Raw genomic sequence first — 25,139 nt, 5'->3', positions numbered from 1 at the left:
GGTGAGAGACATGGGAAAGGCAATTTTTATAAGAAATGCTGCTCAGCTAATTACTATAGGGGGGAGTTCCTGTGCTCCTTTAGTAAAAGAAGCAATGTCTGAACTAGGAATTATTGAAAACGGCAGTTTGTGGGTGGAGGAAGGGATTATTCAAGCGGTTGGCAAGGATGAGGAGATTGTTGGAAAATTTTCCGACCGGCTAGCACTGGCCGAAATCGTTGATGCTACAGGAAAACTTGTCACTCCAGGCCTCGTTGATCCACATACCCATTTAGTTTTTGCCGGAAGCAGAGAAAACGAATTTGATATGAGGCTCAAGGGTTTGTCTTATATGGAAATTATGAACGCCGGGGGAGGTATTCATGCCACGACAAAGAGGACCAAGAAAGCCACCTATGAGGAGCTTCTTCATGAAAGCTTCGAGCGGTTAAATCAATTCTTGCTGCATGGAGTAACAACGGTTGAAGCAAAGAGCGGCTATGGGATGGAATGGGAAACCGAACGTAAGCAGCTGGAAGTGGCAAAGTTATTAAACATTAAGCATCCAATTGACGTGGTCTCAACATTTATGGGGGCACATGCCATACCGAAAGAATATAAGGATCAACCGGATGGTTTTGTGGAACTTTTGGTGAAAGAAATGATTCCGAAAGTGGCAGAGCTGAGACTCGCAGAATTTAATGACGTTTTTTGTGAGCAGGGAGTTTTTACACCCGAGCAATCCCGAAGGATCCTCGAAGCGGGGAAGGCTTACGGTTTAACGCCGAAAATCCATGCTGATGAGATTGAACCATATCAAGGGGCAGAGCTGGCTGCCGAGACAGGGGCCCTATCTGCCGATCATTTATTAAAAGCATCTGAAAATGGGCTGAAGGCGATGGCGGAAAAAGGAGTCGTCGGAGTACTTCTGCCGGGGACTGCTTATTTTTTAATGACGGAGCCGGCTAATGGCCGTAAGGTGGTTGATTTAGGGGTACCCGTAGCTCTGGCGACCGATTGTAATCCAGGCTCCTCTCCAACCGTTTCCCTGCCCTTTATTATGAATCTTGCATGTCTACAAATGGGGCTGACACCAGCAGAGGTTATCACAGCAGCTACAATAAATGCAGCACATGCCATAGGGCGCGCCAGTCAAATAGGCAGTTTAGAACCAGGGAAAAAAGGGGATGTAACGATTTTTAATGTAGAGAATTATATGAAACTCCAATACTTATATGGAATGAATCATATCGATACCGTCATCAAAAATGGCAGAGTCGTAGTAAAGGGAGGTAGGCTGGTTGAAAAGCTTTCTCTTTCCTAAATTAAATCCACCGAGTTTTATCTGGGTAAGACCTGAAGCAAGTGCCCAAGTAACCAAGGTTCATGAATGGATCCAACCGCTGACAACGGATTCTAATCCGGAACAAACCAGAAACGCGGATGTTGTTATTGTGGGCGTTCCACTTTCCCGTTCATCCATTAGTCCTTCTGGCGCATCTGAATTTCCTGATGCGTTCAGACGTGCCTGGAAGGGATTCACCACATATAACATTGATGAGGATTTGGACTTAGCAGATTTGATGGCACTGGACGTGGGGGATGTTCCCATGCACGTAACCGATATCCGCCGCTGTCATGACAATATTGTCGAGGCATCAGCGACCATCCATCGGAATTTTACTAACTCCACAGTCGCTGCTATTGGTGGTGACCATTCGATTACGGCTATGATGGTAAAAGGATTACATTGGGCGAAGCCACAAGAGAAGATCGGAATATTGCAATTTGATACCCACTTTGATTTAAGAAGTTTAGCAGAAAATGGACCATCTAACGGAACACCTATGCGAAACTTGATCGATAGCGGTGTGGTGAACGGAGACGATTTATACAACATCGGCTTGCATGGGTTTTTCAATACTAAAGATTTAAAGCAGTACGCAGATGAAAAAGGCGTAAATTATATTACACTCCGCCAGGCCAGAAAAAGAGGCGTTGCAAAAACGGTTACTCAATGCTTAAAAAAGCTGGAAGAAAAGGTCGATGCAATTTACTTAACTGTTGACATGGATGTTCTAGATATTGCCTATGCACCAGGTGTGCCGGCCTCAACTCCAGGTGGAATGACTTCAGCGGAACTGCTTGATGGTGTATTCACTGCTGCCAAGCATCCAAAAGTAAAAGCCATCGACATCGTCTGCCTTGATCCACTAAGAGACACACCAGTCCAACCAACCGTAAAACTCGGAACCCACGTCTTATTAACCTTTCTAACAGGGGTAATGATACGAAAGGTGACAGGCACCGAAAAGTGGGTTAACAAGTTAAATAAGGAATAAATCCTTTCAGGTGGTCAATCATTCGTTTGTGCTCTAGCTTTTGCTGGCGCGGAATGTTTGGCCATCTTTTTTCGATTTTGTGGACAAACGCCTTTACCAATTTTTAGCTGAATGAATTAATTATAGTAAGCGGCGGTGAAAGTTTAGATTTTGGTTTTGACTAACTAAATGGAAACGTTTATTAGACAAGCACCTAAATGTGTATAAAAAGTTTTAACTTACATACCAGCTTTAGATAAATAAGGTTGATAATGGCTGGTAAGATTATTAATGTTAGGAGGAAAAAAGTGGATACTGAACAATTAAAAAAGTGGATTAAGGATATTAAAGTTAACAATCTAGAAAATGCTGATGTTGAAGTGGAAAATAATTCTCCATTAGAGATGCTTGGGAAAGGACGGCAAGGGGCGGTCTTTAAAGTAACAGATGATATTTGCGTAAAGGTATTTGGCAATGAAGAAGATTGTGAACGGGAACATTACGCTCTATCTCTAGGACAGCACACAGATCTCTTCCCGAAGATTCATGCTAAAGGAAAGCGTTATATAGCAATGGACATAATTAAAGGTATTGATTTACGTGAATATTTACAATCACAGCCGCTAACACCGGAACTTTCTTATAAATTAATAGAGATGTTAATTACGTTTAAAGCCATTGGCTATGAGCGGATTGACCATCACAAAAGGCAAATTTTTATACAGCCTGAAGGGAATTTAAAGGTCATAGACGTGGCAAGAACTGTTTGGCGTGACCGTGTTTACCCATACCCGCGTAAATTATTAACCTCTCTAGGGGAAGAGAATAAAGAAATATTTTTAAAGCATGTTCAAGAGATGGCTCCCGAAGTATATGAAGAATGGCAGCACTATATTCAAATGGAAGAATTGGCCAGATATATTACAGAACACGCGCTCCCGGAAAATGATAAAGAAAAATTAAGAGAGATTAGCAATCAATTGATCACAACAGACGATGAGGAAAAATACGTAAAACAATTAGAAGGGTTAGTGAAAAAGGTATTCAAGGAAGAGTGGATTAAGGTTATGATTGCCCGCGGAGCAAAGCCTGAAAAAGTGATGAAAAAAGTGGATGAGTATTGGGATTACCGTGAAAGACGAGGAAGTTCTAAAGGCTATTCTGGCAGCCGCTACTCTGGATCAAGCCGCCGTGATTCTGATAGGAAACGTTATGAAGGAGAAAGATCTCATAGAAGTTCCTCCCGACGTGATAATAGGAAGAGGAGACATAGTTAAATGAAGGTGCTCGTAATCTGGCGGCTTTTAACCGTTGGCGGTGTTAACGCTGGCTGGAGAAATCGCTCGATTTACTTTAAAAAGCATGGAATTGAAACAGAATTCCTCTATACTACAGACCATGGCGGTCTTCATATCATGCAGGATGTGGCCACTGTGTATTTAACTAAGGATGAAGAAAAGATTATTAAAATCATTAAAAAGAATAACTACGATGCCATCATAGTGGTTGATACGAGTGCGGCATATAAATGGATACGTAAGGCTAAATATAAAGGTCCCGTTATTATTGAAGCCAGAACCCCAGAACTTATCAAACTGACACCACATTTAAAATCATTTAAAGGAATTCATCCTAAATTAATTGTTGTCCCCTCCAATTACCAAAAACGTTTAGTCTCTATTCTTACAGATGAAATCCCAATCCAAGTGATATACAACGGAGTCGACACATCTTTTTTCCGAGCGCTCTCGTCTGAAGAAATTGATTTCAATGCCGCTCCACTTCTTCCCAAAAATAAAAAAGTGATCGGCTGGATTGGCCGATTAGACAAACGCAAAAACTGGCAGATGATGATAGAAATCGCCAAAAAAATAAAAGCTGTACGCAGTGATCTGGAAATCTGGGTCATTGGCGGGGCACAAAGTGTTCAGCGTGAAGAGTTTAAGACTGCTTGGGAAGAAGAGCAGCTAACTGACATCATTAAATGGTTTCCGGTCATCCCATATCAACAAATGCCTCATATGTATGCAAAAATCCGGCAATCGGGAGGCTGTACACTTGCAACAACCAAGACAGAATCCTTTGGTAATACGTTTATCGAATCGATGATTTGCGGCGTTCCGGTTGTAGCTTCTAAAATGATGCCAGTAACGGAATTAGTAGTTGATGGGGTGACGGGCGGTCTTTATCGGGGGCAAAATGTGGATGATGCTGTCCGTCAGATTTATAACATTGTGGATGATCCAATCAAACATCAGGAAATGTCTCAAGCATCTATTGAACGGGTTCAGGAAAATTTTGCGATTGAAAAAGTCGCAGATGAGTATATCCACTTATTAAAAAAACTCACCAATAATAATAGGGTGATTGAACAATGATTGAACCAGTTCGTATTTTGACAAAGCTAGAAGGAAAATCAAATGCTCATTTAATCTCGTTTAATGATGGAAAAGACTACGTCGTGAAATTTTTCCAACCCGGTATGGAAAAAACTCTTCCAAATGAGTGGATTGGATACTGTTTGGCCCGCTATTTAGGACTGCCTATTCCTTTTGCCCGGATAGTTGAAATTCCTCCCGAGTTTTCTTCGCGTGAGCCTGAACTTGCTAATTCTTCTTTTACTCAATATCAATTCGCTTCTTTATATGTGAAGGATTGTAAAAATGGACATCAAGTAGAACAAGACCCAATTATTTTAAATCATCAACCATTAGCTGGAATTATTATACTAGACTATTGGCTATGTAATCAGGATCGGACACGAAAAAATATCTTATTAAAGGAAGCAGAGGATGACAGTCATTTTTTGTGGATGATTGATCAGGCGGAGATTTTTGGTACGTTCAGCTGGCTCCGTACCGATTTGGAGGATCTGCCAGTAGAGGTGTTTAAGAGTGCTACGCACCAAATCATGGCACAAAACATACGTGATGAGCAAAGTTTTTATGAGTATTTTGAACTCATTCAAACCATGCCGATCTATTTAATAGAAGAAATTGTATCTGTTATCCCGGATGAATGGATGGTTACACCGGAGGAAAAGAAGGCCATCGTCACAACCTTGGTGACTAGACGCAGGAAAATTCTCCCTGAGTTAATGCAAAGGTTCATAAAAAAGGTTTACCGTCCATTGCATAACAAGAGTGATAGCAGATAAATAGAAAACTAGAATTGATTTTCTATAAAAGATAAATTGAAAACAACTAGGCAGCTTGTGTGACTTAGGGCTGTCTAATTGCATATACAAGAGTAAGAAATTTTAAGGAAGGAGGCAGATTATGAAAATCCGAAAGGCCATTATACCAGCGGCTGGTCTCGGGACTCGTTTTTTACCTGCAACGAAAGCATTACCGAAGGAAATGCTGCCGATTGTTGACAAACCTACTATTCAATATATTGTTGAAGAGGCAGTAGCGTCGGGGATTGAGGAAATCATCATCATAACCGGCAGGGGAAAACGGTCAATTGAGGATCACTTTGATAAATCATATGAGCTTGAGGATACACTGTTCAAAAAAAATAATCTGGACATGTTGGCAGAGGTTCAGAAAATCTCTAATCTTGCAAAAATTTATTATGTACGACAAAAAGAACCGAACGGGTTAGGTGACGCTATTTTATGTGCCAAAAATATTGTGGGAGATGAACCGTTTGCGGTCATGCTGGGGGATGATATAGTTACCTCAGATGTTCCATGTTTAAAGCAGCTAATGAATATTTTTGAGTATTATAATAGTTCGGTTGTAGCGATTCAAACCGTTCCGGAACAAGAGGTTGATAAATATGGAATCATTAGTCCACGGGCGGCATTAATAGAGACAAACCTCCTTACCATAGACTCGTTGGTAGAAAAGCCAACAATTGATGAGGCCCCTTCAAGATACGCAGTCATGGGTCGTTATGTATTAGTTCCTGAAATTTTTACCCTCCTTGAGCAGCTTCCACATGGACATGGAAGCGAACTGCAACTAACCGATGCAATCAACGAATTAAATAAACAGCATGCTGTACTAGCCTACAACTTCCAAGGCACCCGCTATGACATCGGAGATAAAATTGGCTACATCAAAGCAACCCTCGACCACGCCCTAAACCGCCCCGACATTCGACAAGAAATTCTAACTCATTTAGAAAAAATAGTAAATGGGTGACAGGCACCATAAACTGGGTTGTCCAATTGGCAATAGTGAAGAACTTGTCTAATCCAAGTTTCTACTTGTTTCATATAATATTGTAATTCGTTTATTCGAAGAATTTATGTAGCTGATTAGGGCTGGGTATTACTCGCTTAAAAGAAAAAGTGGAGAAAAGGAAAGTCCTATTTAGTTGCAATGAATGGAAGGAGGGATATTAATTATGGCTGCTATTCAAAAAAGTGTGGACTCCTCAAGCTTAGCTGAAGTTATTGACCGTATTCTGGATAAAGGTGTTGTAATTGATTTGTGGGCTCGTGTTTCGTTGGTTGGTATTGAATTGCTGACAATTGATGCTCGTATTGTTATCGCAAGTGTTGAGACATGGTTAAAATACGCAAAAGCCGTAGGTCTGTTGAAACATCATCATCATCACGACCATCATGATGATCACCATCATCATGGAGAAGAGACAGGGTTAGAGGCTGCACTTTAAATAGTGTCTTTAGTAGGAGCCAAGGCAGAGCACTGCCTTGGCTCATCTTATGAAAATTGTAAAGGAGGAAGGATGTTGAATCAGCCAAGGAAAGCAAATGAGACAGGCGGATTTGTGAAAACGGCATTTTTTGAGGACATTATTAAACGATCGCTCCGCTACCTGAAAGCGGGATATCCGGTGCATTTTGTAGGCCCTTCCGGAGTTGGGAAAACCAGTATTGCTCAGTATATTGCCTCACTATTAAACAAACCGGTTACGATCATCCGAGGTCACCATGAACTCTCTAATCATGATTTGATCGGTCATTATTCGGGATTTACTAAGAAGGAAGTAATCGATAATTATATCCATTCTGTATATAAAACAGAACAAGAAGTGAAACAAAACTGGGTTCAAGGTCAACTGATCGAGGCTGTTAAAAAAGGACATGTAGTAATTTATGATGAGTTCTCACGTTCCCGCCCAGAAACGAATAATATATTTTTATCATTATTAGAGGAGAAGGTACTTCCTATTTACGGGAAGGGGAAAGAATCGTTCATCAAATGCCACCCAGACTTTACGATCATATTTACGAGTAATCCTGATGAATATGCGGGTACCTTTCATACACAAGATGCACTTTTGGACCGATTAATCACAATTGATGTAGATTATTGTGATAAAGAAACAGAGATTGAAATCATAAGACAAAAAACGGGTGTTAATCAACTTCAAGCTAAAGAGATTGTTAGACTTGTATCTATTTTAAGGTCATATGGAAAAGAAACCTGTCCTAGTTTAAGGGCTTCCATCATGATCGCCTCTGTTGCCAAAAAAATGAATATCCCCATCATTTCGGAAGATAAACATTACCAAAGGCTTTGTCTTGATGTGTTAACACGGCCGGTAAATCAAATATTTCCGGAGTTGAGCCGGGGTGAGGTGGAGGAGTTCATTTTAAAAAAATTGGTTAGAAAGGAGAAGCACCCATGAGTGTGTATGTTTTTTGTGTCATTCCGGAAAAGAATCGGCAGAAATTTGGCAAGGTGACTATAAACGGACAAGAAAATGAAATTTATACAATTCATCACCAAGACACCGCTATGGTGGTTACAAAAGTAACCGATGAAGTATTACCAGACCGAAAAAACCTATTTGCGCACCAGCAAACCATTTCAAAAGTAATGCAACATTACACCGTCATACCAATGAGTTTTGGAAATGTCTTTCATTCAGAGAGAGATGCTCTGCTAATCGCAAAACATCTACAACAGGAATTTGAAAAGCTATTATTACAATTAGAAAATAAAATCGAGGTTGGATTAAAGATTATTGCGAAACAAGACTGGATGGATCGATTAACCAAAGAAGACCCCATTCTAAGTGAATGGAAAGCAGGTAATAAGGACATTGATAATCCGGCCACTTTTTATGACCAAATTCATTTAGGGGAACGTGCGCAAAACCTTGTTTTAGGAATAGAGAGGAAAGTGGAGGAAGAAATCTATCGTCCATTATTGGAGTTAGCTGAGGCTGGGAAGCAAAATAATACAATTCCAGGAAAAGTAGTCTTAAATGCAGCATTTTTAATTGATCGAAATAAAGAAGACGTATTTGATCAAAAGGTGAATGATTTATATGAATTGTGGAAGGAACAAGTGGAATTTAAATATTCCGGCCCATGGCCTGCCTATAATTTTGTCAATATTCGCTTAAGGATAGAAGGGAAAATATGATTCATAAATTATTTACTCTGCCGATCCGTTCCTTAATCAAACTGGGGGAAAAAATTCAAGAAGAAGTTGACCAAGAAATGTACAATTTACCTTATCTGCAGCAGCAATTAGTAGAATTGCATATGATGTATGAACTAGGCGAAATTGACGAGGAAACATACGAAGAGCAAGAAAAGGAACTGCTAAGGAGATATAAGATAGCGAAAGAAAGCGAACAAAATATGGACTAAAGATTGTATTTTAGGAGGAGACAATATGGCTTCTACAAGGATTGTTCCCGATTATTTATATTTGTATGGGGTCATTTTAGCAGAGGAACTTCAAGATTCAGAGGTTCCTTCTATTATGGGGATCGATGGGGAACTTATTAAGATTAAAATCCATAAAGAACTAGCTGCCATTATTACCCCCGTAAACGCCGATAGCTTTTCGCAACAACAAATTGATTTGCAGTTGAAGGATCCAGAATGGCTGAAAGAGAAGGCCTTTCACCACCATGAGATGATATCAGTAATCCATAAGCATTTTACAGTTCTCCCAATGTCTTTTTGCACCGTTTTTCAAAATATCGATAATTTAGAAGTCGTCCTTCATGAACAATATTCGGACCTTTTCGATAAATTGCTAAGCTTAAAGGGTCAACAAGAGTGGAATGTGAAAATTTACAGTAATAAGGAAAAAACATTATCCCATATCCAATTCCATCATCCTCCAGTTGTAGAGTTAAAAGAAAAAATTCCATCCATGCCAAAAGGTAAGCAGTTTATCATGAAAAAAAAGCTCGAACAGTTGATTGCTTCGCAAGTTGAACTAGAGCAAGCCAAATGGTGGCAAGAGATTAATAATGAATTAACTCCATATGTAACTGCCGCTAATTATCGAAAAATTTGGAGCAGAGAAGTAACTGAGCGTACAGATGACATGATGGTAAACTGTGATTTCCTTGTTGAAATAGAGGCAGCTCCTCGTTTTTTTCATAAGATTCAAGAGCTAAGACTAATATACGAAGAATTTGGCTGCACGTTTCAACTCACCGGCCCATGGCCTCCTTATCATTTTTCAAAAACTGTGAAGGAGACCTTGTGATGCAGGAGTATCAACTGCTTGAAAACAAAGAAATGACCCTATTAGACCTCTTGGATGGAATCATTGATACAGGCGTTGTGGTAAGAGGGGAAATTTTGATCTCTATTGCCAATATTGATTTAATTGTTATCGATTTAAAACTGCTTATTTCATCGATTGAAAGTGCCTTTGGAAATTATGAGAGCAGAACAAGCGGGGAGGCAATCGAACATGGAGCGATTACCGCTGGAACCAGGTAATGTGGAGCAAGGGTTAGCGAAATTAGTCCTAACCATTATTGAATTGCTCCGTCAGCTGATGGAACGACAGGCAATGCGAAGAGTCGAAAGTGATTCCTTATCAGATGAACAAATTGAGGAACTGGGATTAACTTTAATGAGACTTGAAGAAAAGATGGAAGAATTAAAAATCAATTTTGGTTTGGAAAATGAAGAATTAAATATTGAACTCGGGCCACTTGGGAAACTTCTTTGAGAGGAGAGAGCGTTTATGCCCATTCAACATCACTCACAATCATCCAATTTACTGGAAGTATTAGAAAAGATATTAGATAAAGGTGTTGTCATCGCTGGTGATATTAAAATAGCGCTGGCGGATGTAGACTTGTTAACGATTAAAATAAGGCTGTTGGTTGCCTCAGTTGACAAGGCAAGAGAAATAGGGATGGATTGGTGGGAAAATGATCCTTATTATTCTTCAAAAGGCAAAATCGCAGAAAAAGAGAACGCTATTCTACTTGAAAGAATGAACCGGTTAGAAGAACTTGTAGAGGCAAAAGCATTGCCTCAAGAAAAGTTATTACTGGAAGTTTCTGAAGAAAAAAAACAACCTAATGAAAAAGTATTGCTCGAGACTGCTGAAGAAAAAGTAATGCTTAACCATGAAGGACAGAGCGTAACTGCTAAAAATTCCAAAATCGATGAAAAAGGAAAACAAAAAAAGAAGCACAAAAGGAAAAAAAAGTAAAACAGGAGAAGCTTTTTTTGGAAGTGGCTTCAGCGCTATATTTTTAAGTAGTAAAATAAAAACCTTGATTACTCAAGGCTTACAAATGATAAAAATTAGTACAGATTGTTTACTTATTTTTCTTCTTCTTTATTTTAAAGTTATTTTGGATGTATGAAATTTGCTCTACTAGTTTTTCATTTTGAACTTTTAAATCGGTCAGTTCTGCATGGATTTCCAGGAATTGCTTAGTGAATTCTTCTTTCATGGCTGAAAAAAGGTTAGCAAGAATAGTTTCGATAGCTGAAATATCATTAGAAAGTTCTGTTTGAATAACCGCAAACTGTTTAAAGTATTCTTCTTTCATGGCTGAAAAATGGTTAGAAAGTTCTTCTTGGACATCTAAAACTTTTTCGGGGGCCACTGCTTGTGCCGATACTTTTTTATTTGCTGGTAATAATTTGCTCTCATCAACTATTGGTAAGTTCATTGAGGCATTCTGTTTAAGTTTTCCAAAATCCTTTAAAAGCTTTTCATCCTTTAATAGATTCGTTGCCATCCGCATTATCGACCCCATATCAAATGTGTTTTCATCTTTTATAAGGTTGTTTGCCAGATTCATAATTGAGTCCTTATCAATTGAACTTCCCATAGTTTTTTCAAAAGACTCTTGATGATTTTCACTCATTTTTTAACCACCTTTACTATTTTAAAAATCTAGAAGGTTATTTAAATTGCTTATAACCTTCTAGATTCTGAAATCTTTTTATCAGGTAATTCTTGATAGGATCGACCTATCTAGGGGTCATTACATGCTGCAGCCAATTGTTGAGCAAATAGCTGCTACAATAGGTGCTTGATCCACACCAAGTAAACTTGCTAATAACGCAGCAACTAATAAAACTAAAACAACTAGAAAAGTTGCAAGATTAATCAAGCTAATCCCCCCCTTCTTTACTGCACGGTTGTTAAGGGGCCCCTTACAAGATATATCCTATTCAAAAATAGCGGACAAGCATAAACTTATATCACGATAATTTAAAAATAGGCGGACTAACCTGTTAGATATGAGCTACAAGAGAACGATTTAAATTATTTTTTTTCTAAAAATAACTTCACTGTCCGACAGAAAACCGCGAGAAATGTCTGTTTATGCGCTTTCCCGAGGAATAAAACGCAGTATTCACGAGGATTCAACAGTTTGAAAGATGTATTATATAGTGAAGGTAACGTACTTTATGTTGAACGGTCAGAAGATGTATTCCTTTGGCATTTTTCCTTTTGGTGATACCATAGAGGTATAGCATATCTTTTTTAAATAAAGGAGAAACCAATGAATAAAAATGTGATAGTCTATACCACTAACGATTGCATCGAATGTACCATGGTGAAGAAGGTACTAACCGAAGAAGGTATTCCTTTTGAGATTAGGGATATTTCAAAGAATCCTTCTTTCCAAAAAGAAGTCGAACAATATGGTTACCTTGGCGTTCCCGTTACAGTGCTTGAGAACCGGGCAGTAAAGGGATTTACCAATGAACTGAAGGAGATTATTGATCTCGCAAAACGTTAGGATGTCAAACTAAATTTCTTTACATTGTCGAAAATTAGAGTTAATATGAGGGTAATTTAATAAACGAAGATCTACTAGGGGTGCCCTGTATTCAGGCTGAGAGAAAGCGATTCAGTTTTTAACCCTTTGGACCTGATTCTGGGTAATACCAGCGTAGGAAAGTAGTTAAGTGAAATATTTTTTTGTTACGCAAACATAACTAACCAGGTCCATTTTTGGGGTCTGGTTTTTTTATTTTATAAAAAGAAATGAGGAGTTTAGGATGGAAAAGAATGACGTATTTGAAACATTACAGAAGGTAAGAGAGGTTAGCCCGCTTGTACATAATATAACCAATGTTGTTGTAACAAATTTCACCGCCAATGGTCTGCTTGCCTTGGGGGCATCACCCGTCATGGCATATGCCAGTGAAGAAGTAGCGGATATGGCAAGGATTGCTAGTGCGCTAGTGTTGAATATTGGTACGTTAAATGCCCAAAATGTCTACAGTATGGTGATCGCAGGGAAAGCAGCGAATGAACAAGGTGTTCCTGTTATTTTTGATCCCGTGGGAGCAGGGGCAACACCATATCGAACCGATACTGCTCACAAAATTATGAGTGAAGTCAAGGTTTCCGTGGTTCGAGGAAATGCCGCTGAGATTGCGAATGTGATTGGTGAGAAATGGGAAATTAAAGGTGTTGATGCTGGTGCAGGAAACGGAAACACCGTTGAACTTGCCATCAAGGCAGCCCGAGAAACTGGCAGCGTAATTGCAATAACCGGAAAAGAGGATATCGTATCAGACGGTGAAACGACTTATGTTGTTTCAGGGGGACATCCCATTTTAACGAAAGTAACAGGCACAGGCTGTTTATTAACGTCTGTCATCGGTGCCTTTGCTGGAGTGGAAAAGGATGTGCTTCGTGCAGCGGTTGCTGCTTTAGCCTATTACGGAGTAGCTGCGGAAAAAGCTGCAAAGAAAACAGCTGAAGCGGGTCCGGGCAGTTTCCAAATTGAATTTTTAAATCAACTAGCACTAGTAACAGAAGAAGACATTACGGCCAATGTTTCTATTAAAAAGATCTAACGGAGGTTTACTAAGATGAATAAAGCATTAACGATTGCCGGATCAGACAGCGGCGGCGGTGCCGGAATTCAGGCTGATTTGAAGACATTTCAAGAATTAGAAGTCTTCGGTATGTCCGCTATTACGGCAGTGACTGCCCAAAACACATTAGGGGTTCATGGGGTTTACCCGATGACACCGGAAGCGGTTGTACAACAAATTCAGGCAATCGGGGAAGATATCGGGACGAATGCGGTCAAAACAGGGATGCTGTTTAGCTCGGACATCATTGAAGCTGTTTCAGAGCAAATCCGCAAATATAGATGGGAGAATCTTGTTGTAGATCCTGTGATGATTGCCAAAGGCGGTGCCTCGTTATTACTACAGGAAGCCATTTCTGCCATGAAAACCCACTTAATACCACTCGCGAAGGTAATAACACCGAATATACCTGAGGCAGAGGTTTTAACAGGTTTGACGATTAGGAGCCATGAGGATAAAAAGGAAGCAGCCTTAAAACTGGTTGAACTAGGCGTTCAAACGGTTGTAATTAAAGGCGGTCATGATGAAGATGAGTCTGAGTCTACGGATTTACTATTCGATGGTTCGGAGTTTCATACTTTTACAAACCAACGAATTCCTACGAAAAATACACACGGGACCGGATGTACCTTCTCAGCAGCCCTAACGGCTGAACTGGCAAAAGGATCATCTATTTATGATGCGGTCTTAACAGCGAAGGAGTTTATACAAGCGGCAATCGAGGACGGAATTGATGTGGGTCACGGGCACGGACCGACAAACCATGGAGCTTTCCGCAGAAGAAGGGAGTTCGGAAATCGATGAAAAACTTGAGTGAAGCTTTAAAGGTTTATTTTATCATGGGCAGCCCCAACTGCTTAAAAGAGCCTGCCGATGTATTAAATGAAGCAATTGCTGGCGGTGTGACCATTTTTCAATTCCGCGAAAAAGGGAAGAATGCTTTAACTGGAGCTGAAAAGTACGACCTTGCAAGACAACTGCAGAGCATCTGCAGAGAACATCAAATTCCATTCATCGTAAATGATGACATTGAGCTGGCAATCGAATTAGGTGCTGACGGTGTACATATAGGGCAAGAAGATGAGCCAGTAAATGTCGTACGAGAAAGAATTGGAGACAATAAAATTCTTGGTGTTTCTGTCCATACTATAGAAGAAGCAGAGACGGCACTTCATGCTGGCGCCGATTATTTTGGAATTGGCCCCATTTATCCTACAAGCACGAAGGATGACGCCAAGCCAGTCAGGGGAACAGAGCTCATAGAAATTCTCCGTGAACAAGGTTTTACCATTCCAATCGTAGGAATCGGCGGAATTACTAGCGAAAACGCAGCAGCAGTCGTAAAGGCAGGTGCAGATGGTGTTTCGGTGATAACGGCCATCAGTCACGCAGACTCCCCACTGGAAGCAGCGAAGGCATTGAAAAATAATGTTGAGACAGTGGAGGGCTAAAAAACATGAATAAAACGTATAAGCTGACACTAAGCGCCATGATGATTGCCATTGGTACCATTACTAGTAATGTGGTAGCCATACCCATAGGGTTTACTAAGGTATTCCCAATGCAGCATTTTTTAAACGTTTTATCCGCTGTGTTGTTAGGGCCTTATTATGCTGTTGCCCAGGCCTTTTGTGTGTCATTGATCCGAAACTTAATGGGAACAGGTTCCATTTTTGCTTTTCCTGGCAGTATGGTTGGTGCCTTACTTGCCTCTCTTTTATTTTTAAAAACCAAAAAGATCTACCTGGCATTTGCCGGTGAAGTAATCGGAACGGGGATTCTTGGTGCACTTTTATCCTATCCAATTGCTACACTGATTCTAGGACAAAAAGCAACCTTATTTGGATTTATTCCGTTATTTATCTTCAGCTCTTTTGCGGGGGCGCTGCTTGGCTTTGTGGTATTAGTTGTATTTTTACGAAAGAAAGTAGTAGTGATGGATGAGAGCAAATCACCAGCTATTAAAAACTAATCAGTGGGTGTGTGAAAATGAAAGAGGAATTAATGGGGAAACTAACCAATGAGATAGAGGCACGAAAAGGGGAGTTGCTTGAGTTACTATCCAAGCTGGTTGCCTTTCCAACCGTGAGCCCTCCCGCCCGTAATACAAACGGTGTTCAGGAATTTATTAAGGGATATCTCGAAGAATTAGGGTTTACGACCGATAAATGGGATGTATACCCTGGTGACCCAAATGTGGTCGGCATTTTACACGGTCAATCTTCAGATCAATTTAATAGTTTAATTATCAATGGACATGTTGATGTAGCCGAGGTTGGAGATGCTAAAGAATGGAGTTCATCCCCATTTGAAGCCTATCTAAAGGATGCTCACATTTATGGACGAGGGGTTGCGGATATGAAGGCTGGAATTGCCGCCTCCCTATTCGCAATTAAACTATTAAAAGAACTAGGGGTCACCTTTCAAGGAGACCTTCAATTTCAATCGGTTATAGGAGAAGAGGTTGGTGAAGCGGGGACACAGGCCTGTGTTGAGCGGGGCTATCGTGGGGACTATGCTTTAGTGGTTGATACCAGCGACTTACATATCCAAGGCCAAGGCGGTGTGATTACTGGCTGGATCATTGTGGAAAGTAAAGAAACGTTTCATGATGGAATCCGCCGGAAAATAATTCATGCCGGCGGCGGGGTAAAAGGGGCCAGTGCGATTGAGAAAATGATGAAAGTTATCTCAGGTCTTCAGGAGTTGGAGCGCCACTGGGCAGTGACCAAAAACTATGAAGGTTTTCCACACGGTACCAATACGATTAATCCTGCGGTTATTGAGGGAGGACGGCATGCGGCTTTTATAGCGGATCGCTGTGCATTATGGGTTACGGTTCATTTTTACCCGAATGAAGATTACGAAGCAGTTATTAAAGAAATTGAGCAGCATATCAATGCGGTTGCTGCTGCTGATCCATGGCTTAGAGACAATCCTCCACAGTTTATTTGGGGAGGAAAATCAATGATCGTCGACCGGGGTGAAATTTTTCCTTCACTAGAAATCGATCCGGAGCACCCTGCAACAAAGCTTTTAACAACCTCCTTTGAAAAAATGGTAGGACAAGAGCCGGTAGTCGGCATGTCTACAACTGTAACAGACGCAGGCTGGCTCGGACGTGCTGGGATTCCGACTGCCATTTTTGGACCTGGAAAGTTAGAAGATGCACATGCAGTAAATGAAAAGCTGGAAATACAGCAGCTGCTCGATTTTACAAAAGTAATAGCTGTCTTTATTGCTGAATGGTGCAACACGAAGAGAGGGGAAAATCAGCATGAAATTTTCTGAGCGGCTTTTTCAAAAGGTAAGTGACATCTGGGAGAAAACCCATCAGCATCCATTTGTTGTCGGGATGGGGAAAGGGGATCTTCCAGTTGAATCATTTATTCGCTATATGAAACAAGATTACGTGTTTTTAATCGATTATTCAAAGCTGTTTGCTTTTGGAACGGTAAAAGCAAGAGATATTGAAACAATGGCTGCCTTTGCGAAACTTCTTCATGAGACCTTACATGGAGAAATGGATCTACATCGCCAGTATGCTGAAAGGTTTGGAATTACGAATGAACAGCTGGAAGAAACGAAACCAACGCCCATTAATTTAGCCTATACACGTTATATGTTAAATGTTGCACAAAATGGTTCGCTTGAGGAATTGATTTCAGCGTTATTGCCGTGTATGTGGAGCTATTGGGAAATTGGCAAGGTGTTAGCAAGAGACTATCAAGGTGCTAGCAGTCACTATCTATATGGTGAGTGGGTAACCATGTACTCCTCTGATGAATTTGGTTCCCTGGCGGAGTGGCTGATTAATTTATTAGATCAATTGACAGAAGGAAAGCCTGAATGGGAGTTAACAATCCTAGAAGAACATTTCCTTACGACATCTCGCTTTGAATATATGTTCTGGGATATGGTATACCAGGGGGGCGAGTGGCCTGTCTAATTCATCCATGTTACAGATTAACGAACTATCATATACGTTTGGTGTGGGAAAATCAATTTTTGAAAAAATCTCACTTGACGTGAAAACAGGAGAATTTGTTTCCATCATAGGGTCTAGTGGTTCTGGAAAAAGCACACTTTTTAAGTTGGTCACCGGATTACTCGAACCTGATCAGGGAGAAATCCTAATCAATGGCGGTAAAGTAACGGGTAAAAGATTAGGCAGTGTTGGCTATATGCCGCAAAAGGATTTGCTTTTACCCTGGAGAACGGTTTTAGACAATGTCTTACTTCCAATCGAGGTTTCGAAGGAAAATAAGAAAGCGAAGTTATCAGAAGTGCGCGAGTGGCTGGACCGCTTTGGACTGGCAGCCTACGAACATTCTTTTCCCAATGAGCTGTCAGGAGGAATGCGGCAGCGTGTAGCTTTTTTAAGAACTCTGATGACAGGGAAAGATTTATTATTATTAGATGAACCGTTTGGTGCACTTGACTCAATGACGAAACGGAACATGCACAGCTGGTTATTAGGCTTGTGGGGCGAATTACAAAAGACGGTCCTGTTTATCACCCATGATCTAGAGGAAGCCATTTTGCTCAGCGACAGGATTTATGTGCTTAAAGCGGATGGGATAAAGGAATGGAAGGTTAATCTGCCGAGACCGAGAAGTTCAGAACTAATCTACCAAGAGGATTTTATCAGGATGAGAAAAGAACTGGAGTGGCTGATTCAACATGAAAACAACTAGAATTAAAAAATGGACCAGTGACTACGGATTGTTTCTAATCGTCGTGATTCTCCTGGTCAGCATCTGGCAATGGGTTGTCAATCACGGAATCATTCCCGCTTTTATTTTACCATCACCTTCAGCAATATGGAACTCATTAATGGACAACAGCGAACTTCTGTTTGAAGAGCATTTGCCAGCCACGCTGAAAGAGGTCGTGATTGGATTTGTGATTTCAGTAACTGCTGGTACTCTTTTAGGAGTGGGTATGCACTTTTCTCGTTCGTTAGAAAAGGTCCTTTATCCCTTCCTTGTTATTTCACAAACGATCCCGCTGATCGCGATTTCACCGATTTTTATTATGTGGTTCGGTTATTCTATATGGAGCAAGATTGCTGTTACCATCTTAACGGCGTTCTTTCCCATTGTAGTTAGCACTTATGATGGGTTAAAATCCGGTGGAAACGAGTACCGGGAGTTGCTTTTAACCATGGGGGCCAACCGATGGACGATTTTTAAAAAAATACAGATCCCGCTTGCTCTGCCGTCGTTTTTGTCTGGTTTAAAAATGTCGGTTGTTTATTGTGTTGTTGGGGCAACGATTGGGGAATGGCTTGGTGCAAGTGAAGGTCTAGGGTATTTTAGCCGCCGGATGTCGGGAAGCTTACAGGCCGATGCTGTGTTTGCTGCCATTTTTCTATTATCTTTACTTGGGATTGTTCTGTTCTTACTAATTAGTTTCCTAGAAAAACAATTATTGAAAAATAAATATCACATCTAAGAGAGGAAGAAAAAAATCAATGAAGAAAACTGCATTAATCCTGCTAAGCTTTATGTTGCTTATTTTAAGTGCTTGCGGGAAAAACAACGAAAAGACAACTGAGAAGAACACAACAGGCGGTGATAAGAAGCTTGAAAAAGTGAGCTTAATGCTAGATTGGTATCCAAATGCTGTTCACTCTTTCCTTTATGTTGCACAGGAAAAGGGCTATTTTAAAGAACAGGGCTTGGATGTAGATATTCAGATGCCTGCAGATACTAATGACCCGTTAAAGCTTGTGGCTGCGAACCAAATTGATATGGCACTCAGCTATCAACCACAGGTACTTGTCGCACGTGGGGAAAATATTCCTGTTCAATCTTTCGGCGCAATTGTACGTCATCCGCTTAATCAATTAATGGTTCCTGAAGATAGTTCAATCAAATCACCTAAGGACTTAGCTGGAAAAACGATTGGTTATCCATCGATTCCACTAGACGAGGCAATTGTCCAATCGATGGTAAAGTCTGATGGAGGAGACCCGTCTAAAATTAAAATGGTTGACGTTGGCTGGGACTTAATTCCGGCAATGGCAACAAAGAAAACAAATGCCCTTATTGGCGGTTATATTAACCATGAAAAATTATTGCTGGATAAAGAGGGCCATCCAATGCGTACTTTAAATCCCGCAGATTATGGTGTTCCGGATTACTATGAATTAGTATTGGTGGGCAGTGAGAAGGGATTAAAAGCAAAGCCTGCGGTATTTAAGAAGTTTATGACGGCCATTGGAAAGGGCCAGAAATATGTTCAGGACCACCCAGAAGAGGGCTTGTCCGTTTTACTAAAGCATGAGGACAAATCTTCCCCATTAGAGAAGGACATTGAGACAAAGAGCTTACAGATCCTATTGCCTCTAATGGACGCAAAAGATAAAGCATTCGGCTACCAAGATCCACAAACTTGGAACCAGGTAGCAGCGTGGTTAAAAGAAAACAAGGTTATCAAAGAAAACGTCAAAGCAGAAGACGCATTTATTAACTTTTAAGGTGTAATAAGAATAGTAAAGTTAGAAAAGGTGACAGGCACCACCCGTGGACACTGTCCACGGGCGGTGCCTGTCACCGAAAATACTCTGATGATCTTAAAAAAGATTTATACTGTGGTCTTGTTATCAACCGCATGAGGTAAGCCGAATTCTTAGAATTCGGTCTTCTTTTTTTGTTAAGGAAATTGATGATGTTGGCGGCGTTTTGGATGCCAACCCCATGACCATAGTACCTGTCATCGCCAAAATAAACGACGTTTTCGGCACGCCAATGTGGTTGTTTTGGATCAAAATCAGGGTTATTAAAATGCAATACATCTCCAGGCAGAAAATCATCCTCATACACTTGATAAATGGGTAGATCTTCATCAAATTGCCAATCCATTAAATAAAGCCCGTCAAATAATACATCAAACTGTTGGCGCCCAATCGAATAAAGCGCAGCAAGATATAAAACTATGGCAATACCAGTAGAACATTCAAAGGCATAAAGCTTTCCATTTTTTAAAATGTCTAAAATAGCAACTGATGGACTCATCGTCGGCTTTAACAAGAACCCTCCATTACTTAACCGATTCCAATAGGTTTTATTACAAAACGCATAAGTGAAGGTCGTAAACTTTGCCCCGCTTTTGTTAAGCTCGCGTGCTGCCTTCATGGTATTGGTACGAAAAAGGAGTTCGAATTCTAGCTGATTTATCGTTAGATATTCAAACGTTGAATGATACTCGGCCATTAATTTAATAATATTACTCTTTTCTGGGTTAGTGATTCCCTTAAGGTCTTTTGGCTCAACAACCTGATGATTAATTTTAATCATTGGACCCTCCCGAATACGAATATCCACTCCTTCTAAAATATGAATCTTTTAAAAATATATTTGCCTGTAAAACAAATTTACTGTTATTTACCACAACTTTTCACGTTTACAAACAAAAAAACGCCCCATCGCTTTAAGCTGAAGGGGACGTCTTTTTGTTTGGTCGATAACTAGTAAAATTTTTATTCTTCATAAATTTAATGTACATGAGAAAGAAGACAAAGGCACTTACACAACGTAAGATGGAGCTGATTTCCATTGATAAACCCATGTCGGATATTTCTAAAAGCCAAATGCCAACTTGCGGGGCTACAAAAGCAACAAAGGATAGAAGAACATTATAAGTGGTAATGCAATACGTTCTCTTATCTTCCGGCGATTGTTCCAACAATAGATTGAACAATAACAGCGTAGTTCCCGATACAAAAAATCCAGATGTCATCGAAACAAAGGTAATATAGATAACATTCGTGGACACGATATTTAAAACCGGAGCCGTAGCCATCCCGATTGCCACCCAAACGAGAACCAAGGTGTTAGATTTTTGTTCGGCCCATTTCTTCCATAAAGGGAAAGAGAAAATCTGTACAAGCTGATTGGCAACAGAAAATATACTAATCCAAAGGATCGTTGCATGCACATATCTGACATTATAAATATTAAATAACCCCCACGCCATTTGCCACGTAAAGTTAAAGCACAAAGCGGTAATTAAAAACCACCTATACCCTGGATCTTTAAAAATCGACCAATCCATAGATGAGTGTTTTTGTTGACCAGTTGATTTCTCTTGCGGTTTCTCTCTATGTTTCAGAAGGAAATAAACTTCAAGCAAACCAAAAAGGAAAGCAATGAAAAACAAAATTTGATAAGCCGAGGCATGATGGGTTTGATTCTTCATCACGACACCAATGATTAATGTAGTAATCATCCCAACAATCGTTAATAGTCGATTACGATCACTAAAAAAGGCTCCACGCCGTTTTTCTTGGATCATTCCACTAATCAAGGTTTGCCAGCCAATATTGGATATGGTGCCAGGAACGTTCATTAATGCGACGATAATCAAAAATGTCCATGCTTGATAGGAGGATTGAATAAAAACGACCCCTGCCAACAATAAAAATAGGATCCTTGCCCATAGAACAGACATGGCAACCGTTTTCTTTTGTAATTCTAACCGGTTTAATACAATAGCTGCCGGAACCGTCATGATTAGGGCAACCAATGGAGGAAGAGAACTAATTAAACCAACCTGATAATTGGTGGCGCCCAGAATGGAGATGGCAAAGATAGGGAAATAGTTACTTGCAAGATTCACCGCAATGGTAGATACCATTCCATGGTAAATACTTACCTTTTCGTTATACGTCCGCATAAGTCGGTCACCAGATTTCTTTTTAAATTCCTTAGATATTATACAATCAAACGCTATCAATCTAATAGTAAAAGTTGAAATGTTTTTTAAAAATTTAGAAACACTAAATATATTGAAAAAAGCATGTATATATGTTCCAAAACTCCTGTATAAAGTCCGACTTTCTTACTAAATAACGAAGAGGGATTTGCTTTATCCAATTAATTCTGTTATAGTTAGGAAGAATTATTTTTGTGAGTCGGAAAGAACGTTAAAGTGAAACTGCTTTTTGTCTGGAAGATTTGAGCAAGGATAGTAACAAATTGTGTGCACAGCACACAGCAGGAGGAACCACACATGGAACAAGGTAAAGTAAAATGGTTTAACGCAGAAAAAGGCTTCGGATTTATTGAGCGCGAAGGTGGAGACGATGTATTCGTTCACTTCTCTGCAATCCAAGGCGAAGGCTTCAAATCTTTAGACGAAGGTCAATCAGTTTCTTTCGACGTTGAACAAGGTCAACGTGGACCACAAGCTTCTAACGTTCGTAAATTATAATTGCAGGCTGTATGAAAAGACTCTCGTTTGAGAGTCTTTTTTTTATTGCGCCCAGATACCCCACAGCAGCTATAATTATTTTTTTCGAATATCCATGTTATAATCAAGAGAATATACATATACAAATGGAGGGAATTGTCATCATGGCCATTCTGCGATCACAATTAGAACAGTCTGAGATAACTATATATATTCCGCCAAAAGGGGACTATGATACATTTCGTGACGACGATCATTTTAAAGAAAAACTTAAGGAGTGGGGACTGCCGACAGCGAAAAAGGAGTTTTGGTATAAGGAACTTAACTACCAGCGTCTAGTGACCCTTAAAGGCTATGAAACTTATGGGAATGCCGGTGAATTTAACACGCTTGTGATTGAATTCCAAGATGGAAATCTTACCTGTATCCATCCTGCTTTTTTAAAAGAAATGCAGAAGGGGAGTTTTGGCAAGGAAAGCTTGATTAATCTTGAAGAAAAAGATACCTTGGAGGAAGAGGCAAAAACGATAAATACAGAAACGGTCACTCCTGTAGAAGCGCCAAATAAGGAAAAGGCAGCGAAACCTTCTAAAGAACCGAAACCTAAAACGAAGAAGGCTCCAAAAATCGAGCTTCCTGCCGATAAGGTACATTTTACAGCGGCCGTTAAACAATTTGCTTTAGTCTACAATCCATTTAATGAGGAAAATGATGAAGTAGTTGTATTAGAAAACGTCCAAATCGTTCAAGAAAATCCAATTGAATTAGGACTAGCCTGGTGCAGCCACAGTAAGACATTGAAAAAATTTGAATTAGCTCCGGGAGATTTGCTTGAATTTGATGGGAAAGTTGCTGCTAAAAAAATGGGAAAAGGCAAAGATGCTCCTGAGGATTTCATTATTGATACGCCCGTGTTATATAAAATAAACAACCCTTCTAAAATAAATAAGAAATAGGACTTCTATCGAGGCCCTATTTTTTTTATAACATTATGAGGAAAATTAACCCAAAGTACGGTATAATGAAATTTCGGATTTTTATTTTTCACAGGAGTAATAAATAATATGAATCAAACTTTTACACTTAAAGAAAAGACGAAGCAAATCTTTGTCTTGTTAGTCCCCATCTTAGTTACTCAACTTGGCATGTTTTCTATGGTGTTTTTTAATACCATTATGTCAGGTCGATATAGTAGTTCGGATTTAGCGGGCGTGGCAATCGGTACGTCTATATGGAGTCCAGTCTTTAATGGAATAAGCGGGATTTTTCTTGCTGTGTCCCCGATTGCGGCACAGCGCTTCGGACAAAATAAGAAGGAGGAAGTATCAACTGTTGTTAAAAATGGGATCTACCTATCAGTAATTATAGCTATCCTAATTATTATACTTGGTTATTTCTTTTTAAATCCTATTTTAGATTACATGGATCTTTCTCCAAGAGTTCATGAAACAGCCTTTGATTATTTGGTTGGACTTAGTTACGGGTTACTGCCATTATTTATTTTTAATGTTTTACGATCTTTTATTTATGCTTTGGGTAAAACACGGGTTATTATGATCATTATGCTTTTATCTTTACCGATCAATTTAGTCCTCAATTACGTCCTTATTTTTGGAAAGTTCGGTTTTCCAGAGCTTGGCGGTGCAGGAGCTGGCTATGCAACTGCCATCACCGATTGGGTGTTTTTAGCCATGACGATTTTTATTGTTATGAAACAGGACCCTTTTTCTACTTTCAGGATTTTTTCAAATTTAAGAGAGTTTTCTTGGGAACGGTGTAAGGAAATTTTAAAAATCGGTGTACCGATGGGGCTTTCTGTGTTTTTCGAGACGACTGTGTTTGCGATTGTTACGATTCTCCTAAGCAAGTTTAGTGTCACGACGATAGCTGCTTATCAGTCGGCTTTAAATGTTGTCTCATTCATTTACATGATTCCGATTAGTATTTCAACTGCACTGACCGTTCTCGTTGGGTTTGAAGTGGGGGCACGGAGATACAAGGATGCGAAACAGTACAGTTGGCTGGGAATTGGGGTGTCTGTTTTAATAGCGATCGGAACAGGGTTGTTGGTTGTTGCGTTTCGCTATCAAGTAGCAGGCCTTTATTCGAATGAATCAGCAGTGATTAATCTAACGGCTAATTTTTTAATCTTTGCGCTGTTCTTCCAAATCTCAGATGCCATTCAGGCAACGGCACAGGCAGCATTAAGAGGGTATAAGGATGTTAATGTAGCTTTCATCATGACACTCATCGCTTATTGGCTCATCTGTTTGCCAACCGGATACCTGCTGGCCAATTTCACGAGCCTAGGAGCTAGAGGCTATTGGATCGGACTAACCATAGGCTTACTCGCCGCCGGAATCTGCCTCTCCATCCGGCTCATCCACATCCAAAAGCACAGATTTACCGTAGAAGCGGCACAACAATAGAAGTAGCGTGGTGTCAGGCACCATTAGCTACCTATCTACCTTATTTATGAGGAGAGCGGTACTAATGGTGCCTGACACCATTTTTAATATTTTCTAGTTTGTTAATTCTGTATGTGTTAAATGGATGAAACGGGTATGAATAAAGCAAAAAAATGCAATGGGGAAACG

General features: G+C 40.0%; 30 protein-coding genes, 1 pseudogene and 1 riboswitch. Of the genes and pseudogenes, 27 read left to right on the top strand and 4 right to left on the bottom strand.

Going from position 1 to position 25,139, the window contains the following annotated elements; genetic code table 11:
• The first annotated feature begins 10 nt into the window (after positions 1-10).
• From hutI to CVD27_RS28665, 14 genes and pseudogenes are all read left to right on the top strand, one after another.
• Positions 11-1,303 carry an imidazolonepropionase gene (hutI, locus tag CVD27_RS05655; RefSeq protein WP_101646909.1) on the top strand — a complete coding sequence of 431 codons (1,293 nt, stop codon included), beginning with the start codon at positions 11-13 and terminating at the stop codon, positions 1,301-1,303.
• Positions 1,281-2,321: an agmatinase family protein gene (locus CVD27_RS05650; RefSeq protein ID WP_101646908.1), complete on the top strand. Its 1,041-nt coding sequence runs from the start codon at positions 1,281-1,283 to the stop codon at positions 2,319-2,321. The genes hutI and CVD27_RS05650 overlap by 23 nt, the downstream gene beginning before the upstream one ends.
• Positions 2,322-2,608: 287 nt before the next feature.
• A complete protein-coding gene (locus tag CVD27_RS05645) occupies positions 2,609-3,577 on the top strand; it encodes a hypothetical protein (protein WP_101646907.1) in 969 nt (322 codons plus the stop codon).
• Entirely contained in the window at positions 3,578-4,678 is a 1,101-nt protein-coding gene (locus CVD27_RS05640) for a glycosyltransferase family 4 protein (protein ID WP_101646906.1), read from the top strand.
• Entirely contained in the window at positions 4,675-5,457 is a 783-nt protein-coding gene (locus tag CVD27_RS05635; protein WP_101646905.1) for a HipA family kinase, read from the top strand. The genes CVD27_RS05640 and CVD27_RS05635 overlap by 4 nt, the downstream gene beginning before the upstream one ends.
• A 121-nt stretch (positions 5,458-5,578) precedes the next feature.
• Positions 5,579-6,451 (top strand): UTP--glucose-1-phosphate uridylyltransferase GalU, encoded by an 873-nt coding sequence (galU, locus tag CVD27_RS05630; protein ID WP_101646904.1) that lies wholly within the window; start codon positions 5,579-5,581, stop codon positions 6,449-6,451.
• A gap of 205 nt (positions 6,452-6,656) precedes the next feature.
• Positions 6,657-6,929: a gas vesicle structural protein GvpA gene (gvpA, locus tag CVD27_RS05625; protein ID WP_101646903.1), complete on the top strand. Its 273-nt coding sequence runs from the start codon at positions 6,657-6,659 to the stop codon at positions 6,927-6,929.
• Positions 6,930-7,004: 75 nt separating this feature from the next.
• Positions 7,005-7,907, top strand: a complete 903-nt coding sequence (gvpN, locus tag CVD27_RS05620; RefSeq protein ID WP_180960166.1) for a gas vesicle protein GvpN — start codon at positions 7,005-7,007, stop codon at positions 7,905-7,907.
• The gene (locus CVD27_RS05615; RefSeq protein WP_101646901.1) at positions 7,904-8,650 is read left to right on the top strand and encodes a GvpL/GvpF family gas vesicle protein; all 747 of its coding nucleotides are present in this window, start codon (positions 7,904-7,906) and stop codon (positions 8,648-8,650) included. The genes gvpN and CVD27_RS05615 overlap by 4 nt, the downstream gene beginning before the upstream one ends.
• Positions 8,647-8,880: a gas vesicle protein GvpG gene (locus tag CVD27_RS05610; protein WP_101646900.1), complete on the top strand. Its 234-nt coding sequence runs from the start codon at positions 8,647-8,649 to the stop codon at positions 8,878-8,880. The genes CVD27_RS05615 and CVD27_RS05610 overlap by 4 nt, the downstream gene beginning before the upstream one ends.
• A gap of 25 nt (positions 8,881-8,905) precedes the next feature.
• Positions 8,906-9,736, top strand: a complete 831-nt coding sequence (locus CVD27_RS05605) for a GvpL/GvpF family gas vesicle protein (protein WP_101646899.1) — start codon at positions 8,906-8,908, stop codon at positions 9,734-9,736.
• Complete coding sequence (locus tag CVD27_RS05600) at positions 9,736-9,975, top strand: gas vesicle protein (RefSeq protein ID WP_257984278.1); 240 nt, start codon at positions 9,736-9,738, stop codon at positions 9,973-9,975. Before CVD27_RS05605 ends, CVD27_RS05600 begins: the two co-directional genes overlap by 1 nt.
• Positions 9,947-10,210 carry a gas vesicle protein K gene (locus CVD27_RS05595; RefSeq protein WP_257984277.1) on the top strand — a complete coding sequence of 88 codons (264 nt, stop codon included), beginning with the start codon at positions 9,947-9,949 and terminating at the stop codon, positions 10,208-10,210. Before CVD27_RS05600 ends, CVD27_RS05595 begins: the two co-directional genes overlap by 29 nt.
• Before the next feature lie 15 nt (positions 10,211-10,225).
• Positions 10,226-10,513 (top strand): annotated as a pseudogene (locus tag CVD27_RS28665) (gas vesicle protein); the annotation flags it as partial.
• A 298-nt stretch (positions 10,514-10,811) separates the two neighbouring features.
• Here CVD27_RS28665 and CVD27_RS05585 read toward each other — a convergent pair.
• Together CVD27_RS05585 and CVD27_RS28660 are read right to left on the bottom strand one after the other, a co-directional pair.
• Complete coding sequence (locus tag CVD27_RS05585) at positions 10,812-11,369, bottom strand: hypothetical protein (protein WP_101646895.1); 558 nt, start codon at positions 11,367-11,369, stop codon at positions 10,812-10,814.
• 120 nt (positions 11,370-11,489) lie between these two features.
• Positions 11,490-11,618 (bottom strand): hypothetical protein, encoded by a 129-nt coding sequence (locus CVD27_RS28660; protein WP_257984276.1) that lies wholly within the window; start codon positions 11,616-11,618, stop codon positions 11,490-11,492.
• Between the two features lie 396 nt (positions 11,619-12,014).
• Between CVD27_RS28660 and CVD27_RS05580 the strand changes: the two genes are divergently transcribed.
• The 10 genes from CVD27_RS05580 to CVD27_RS05535 all read left to right on the top strand — a co-directional run bounded on the left by CVD27_RS05580 (position 12,015) and on the right by CVD27_RS05535 (position 19,828).
• Entirely contained in the window at positions 12,015-12,254 is a 240-nt protein-coding gene (locus CVD27_RS05580) for a glutaredoxin family protein (protein ID WP_101646894.1), read from the top strand.
• A 66-nt stretch (positions 12,255-12,320) separates the two neighbouring features.
• Positions 12,321-12,431, top strand: a riboswitch (TPP riboswitch).
• A gap of 85 nt (positions 12,432-12,516) precedes the next feature.
• Complete coding sequence (gene thiM / locus CVD27_RS05575) at positions 12,517-13,323, top strand: hydroxyethylthiazole kinase (RefSeq protein ID WP_101646893.1); 807 nt, start codon at positions 12,517-12,519, stop codon at positions 13,321-13,323.
• Positions 13,324-13,338: 15 nt separating this feature from the next.
• Entirely contained in the window at positions 13,339-14,148 is an 810-nt protein-coding gene (thiD, locus tag CVD27_RS05570) for a bifunctional hydroxymethylpyrimidine kinase/phosphomethylpyrimidine kinase (protein ID WP_101646892.1), read from the top strand.
• Positions 14,145-14,795, top strand: coding sequence for a thiamine phosphate synthase (thiE, locus tag CVD27_RS05565; RefSeq protein ID WP_101646891.1), 651 nt, complete (start codon positions 14,145-14,147; stop codon positions 14,793-14,795). Before thiD ends, thiE begins: the two co-directional genes overlap by 4 nt.
• A 5-nt stretch (positions 14,796-14,800) precedes the next feature.
• A complete protein-coding gene (gene thiW, locus CVD27_RS05560) occupies positions 14,801-15,316 on the top strand; it encodes an energy coupling factor transporter S component ThiW (RefSeq protein ID WP_101646890.1) in 516 nt (171 codons plus the stop codon).
• A 17-nt stretch (positions 15,317-15,333) separates the two neighbouring features.
• Positions 15,334-16,635, top strand: coding sequence for an acetylornithine deacetylase (locus tag CVD27_RS05555; protein ID WP_101646889.1), 1,302 nt, complete (start codon positions 15,334-15,336; stop codon positions 16,633-16,635).
• A complete protein-coding gene (gene tenA, locus CVD27_RS05550) occupies positions 16,622-17,293 on the top strand; it encodes a thiaminase II (protein WP_101646888.1) in 672 nt (223 codons plus the stop codon). The genes CVD27_RS05555 and tenA overlap by 14 nt, the downstream gene beginning before the upstream one ends.
• A 7-nt stretch (positions 17,294-17,300) precedes the next feature.
• Entirely contained in the window at positions 17,301-18,041 is a 741-nt protein-coding gene (locus CVD27_RS05545; RefSeq protein WP_101646887.1) for an ABC transporter ATP-binding protein, read from the top strand.
• Complete coding sequence (locus CVD27_RS05540; protein WP_101646886.1) at positions 18,028-18,801, top strand: ABC transporter permease; 774 nt, start codon at positions 18,028-18,030, stop codon at positions 18,799-18,801. Before CVD27_RS05545 ends, CVD27_RS05540 begins: the two co-directional genes overlap by 14 nt.
• A gap of 19 nt (positions 18,802-18,820) precedes the next feature.
• Positions 18,821-19,828, top strand: coding sequence for an ABC transporter substrate-binding protein (locus CVD27_RS05535; RefSeq protein ID WP_101646885.1), 1,008 nt, complete (start codon positions 18,821-18,823; stop codon positions 19,826-19,828).
• A 73-nt stretch (positions 19,829-19,901) separates the two neighbouring features.
• Here CVD27_RS05535 and CVD27_RS05530 read toward each other — a convergent pair whose 3' ends face one another.
• The gene (locus tag CVD27_RS05530; protein ID WP_101646884.1) at positions 19,902-20,648 is read right to left on the bottom strand and encodes a protein-glutamine gamma-glutamyltransferase; all 747 of its coding nucleotides are present in this window, start codon (positions 20,646-20,648) and stop codon (positions 19,902-19,904) included.
• Positions 20,649-20,781: 133 nt separating this feature from the next.
• Positions 20,782-22,026: an MFS transporter gene (locus tag CVD27_RS05525; protein ID WP_101646883.1), complete on the bottom strand. Its 1,245-nt coding sequence runs from the start codon at positions 22,024-22,026 to the stop codon at positions 20,782-20,784.
• A 336-nt stretch (positions 22,027-22,362) separates the two neighbouring features.
• Between CVD27_RS05525 and CVD27_RS05520 the strand changes: the two genes are divergently transcribed.
• From CVD27_RS05520 to CVD27_RS05510, 3 genes are all read left to right on the top strand, one after another.
• Positions 22,363-22,563: a cold-shock protein gene (locus CVD27_RS05520; protein ID WP_101646882.1), complete on the top strand. Its 201-nt coding sequence runs from the start codon at positions 22,363-22,365 to the stop codon at positions 22,561-22,563.
• A gap of 143 nt (positions 22,564-22,706) precedes the next feature.
• Positions 22,707-23,498, top strand: coding sequence for a hypothetical protein (locus CVD27_RS05515; RefSeq protein WP_101646881.1), 792 nt, complete (start codon positions 22,707-22,709; stop codon positions 23,496-23,498).
• A gap of 108 nt (positions 23,499-23,606) precedes the next feature.
• A complete protein-coding gene (locus CVD27_RS05510; protein WP_101646880.1) occupies positions 23,607-24,971 on the top strand; it encodes an MATE family efflux transporter in 1,365 nt (454 codons plus the stop codon).
• Positions 24,972-25,139: the final 168 nt, after the last annotated feature.

The organism is Neobacillus cucumis (assembly GCF_002860255.1).
Lineage (GTDB): Bacteria > Bacillota > Bacilli > Bacillales > Cytobacillaceae > Neobacillus > Neobacillus cucumis_A.
This window is presented reverse-complemented; position numbering and strand designations above follow the sequence as displayed.

Bases quoted from the DNA above. Each gene is read 5' to 3' on its own strand.
- CVD27_RS05515 (WP_101646881.1), top strand. From the start codon at position 22,707: ATGGCCATTCTGCGATCACAATTAGAACAGTCTGAGATAACTATATAT.
- gvpA (WP_101646903.1), top strand. From the start codon at position 6,657: ATGGCTGCTATTCAAAAAAGTGTGGACTCCTCAAGCTTAGCTGAAGTT.
- CVD27_RS05535 (WP_101646885.1), top strand. From the start codon at position 18,821: ATGAAGAAAACTGCATTAATCCTGCTAAGCTTTATGTTGCTTATTTTA.
- CVD27_RS05530 (WP_101646884.1), bottom strand. From the start codon at position 20,648: ATGATTAAAATTAATCATCAGGTTGTTGAGCCAAAAGACCTTAAGGGA.
- thiW (WP_101646890.1), top strand. From the start codon at position 14,801: ATGAATAAAACGTATAAGCTGACACTAAGCGCCATGATGATTGCCATT.
- CVD27_RS05580 (WP_101646894.1), top strand. From the start codon at position 12,015: ATGAATAAAAATGTGATAGTCTATACCACTAACGATTGCATCGAATGT.
- thiD (WP_101646892.1), top strand. From the start codon at position 13,339: ATGAATAAAGCATTAACGATTGCCGGATCAGACAGCGGCGGCGGTGCC.
- CVD27_RS05595 (WP_257984277.1), top strand. From the start codon at position 9,947: ATGGAGCGATTACCGCTGGAACCAGGTAATGTGGAGCAAGGGTTAGCG.
- CVD27_RS05545 (WP_101646887.1), top strand. From the start codon at position 17,301: ATGTTACAGATTAACGAACTATCATATACGTTTGGTGTGGGAAAATCA.
- CVD27_RS05610 (WP_101646900.1), top strand. From the start codon at position 8,647: ATGATTCATAAATTATTTACTCTGCCGATCCGTTCCTTAATCAAACTG.
- CVD27_RS05615 (WP_101646901.1), top strand. From the start codon at position 7,904: ATGAGTGTGTATGTTTTTTGTGTCATTCCGGAAAAGAATCGGCAGAAA.
- thiE (WP_101646891.1), top strand. From the start codon at position 14,145: ATGAAAAACTTGAGTGAAGCTTTAAAGGTTTATTTTATCATGGGCAGC.
- CVD27_RS05605 (WP_101646899.1), top strand. From the start codon at position 8,906: ATGGCTTCTACAAGGATTGTTCCCGATTATTTATATTTGTATGGGGTC.
- CVD27_RS05510 (WP_101646880.1), top strand. From the start codon at position 23,607: ATGAATCAAACTTTTACACTTAAAGAAAAGACGAAGCAAATCTTTGTC.
- CVD27_RS05555 (WP_101646889.1), top strand. From the start codon at position 15,334: ATGAAAGAGGAATTAATGGGGAAACTAACCAATGAGATAGAGGCACGA.
- galU (WP_101646904.1), top strand. From the start codon at position 5,579: ATGAAAATCCGAAAGGCCATTATACCAGCGGCTGGTCTCGGGACTCGT.
- CVD27_RS05635 (WP_101646905.1), top strand. From the start codon at position 4,675: ATGATTGAACCAGTTCGTATTTTGACAAAGCTAGAAGGAAAATCAAAT.
- CVD27_RS05525 (WP_101646883.1), bottom strand. From the start codon at position 22,026: ATGCGGACGTATAACGAAAAGGTAAGTATTTACCATGGAATGGTATCT.
- CVD27_RS05520 (WP_101646882.1), top strand. From the start codon at position 22,363: ATGGAACAAGGTAAAGTAAAATGGTTTAACGCAGAAAAAGGCTTCGGA.
- tenA (WP_101646888.1), top strand. From the start codon at position 16,622: ATGAAATTTTCTGAGCGGCTTTTTCAAAAGGTAAGTGACATCTGGGAG.
- CVD27_RS05585 (WP_101646895.1), bottom strand. From the start codon at position 11,369: ATGAGTGAAAATCATCAAGAGTCTTTTGAAAAAACTATGGGAAGTTCA.
- CVD27_RS05600 (WP_257984278.1), top strand. From the start codon at position 9,736: ATGCAGGAGTATCAACTGCTTGAAAACAAAGAAATGACCCTATTAGAC.
- hutI (WP_101646909.1), top strand. From the start codon at position 11: ATGGGAAAGGCAATTTTTATAAGAAATGCTGCTCAGCTAATTACTATA.
- CVD27_RS05640 (WP_101646906.1), top strand. From the start codon at position 3,578: ATGAAGGTGCTCGTAATCTGGCGGCTTTTAACCGTTGGCGGTGTTAAC.
- thiM (WP_101646893.1), top strand. From the start codon at position 12,517: ATGGAAAAGAATGACGTATTTGAAACATTACAGAAGGTAAGAGAGGTT.
- CVD27_RS05540 (WP_101646886.1), top strand. From the start codon at position 18,028: ATGAAAACAACTAGAATTAAAAAATGGACCAGTGACTACGGATTGTTT.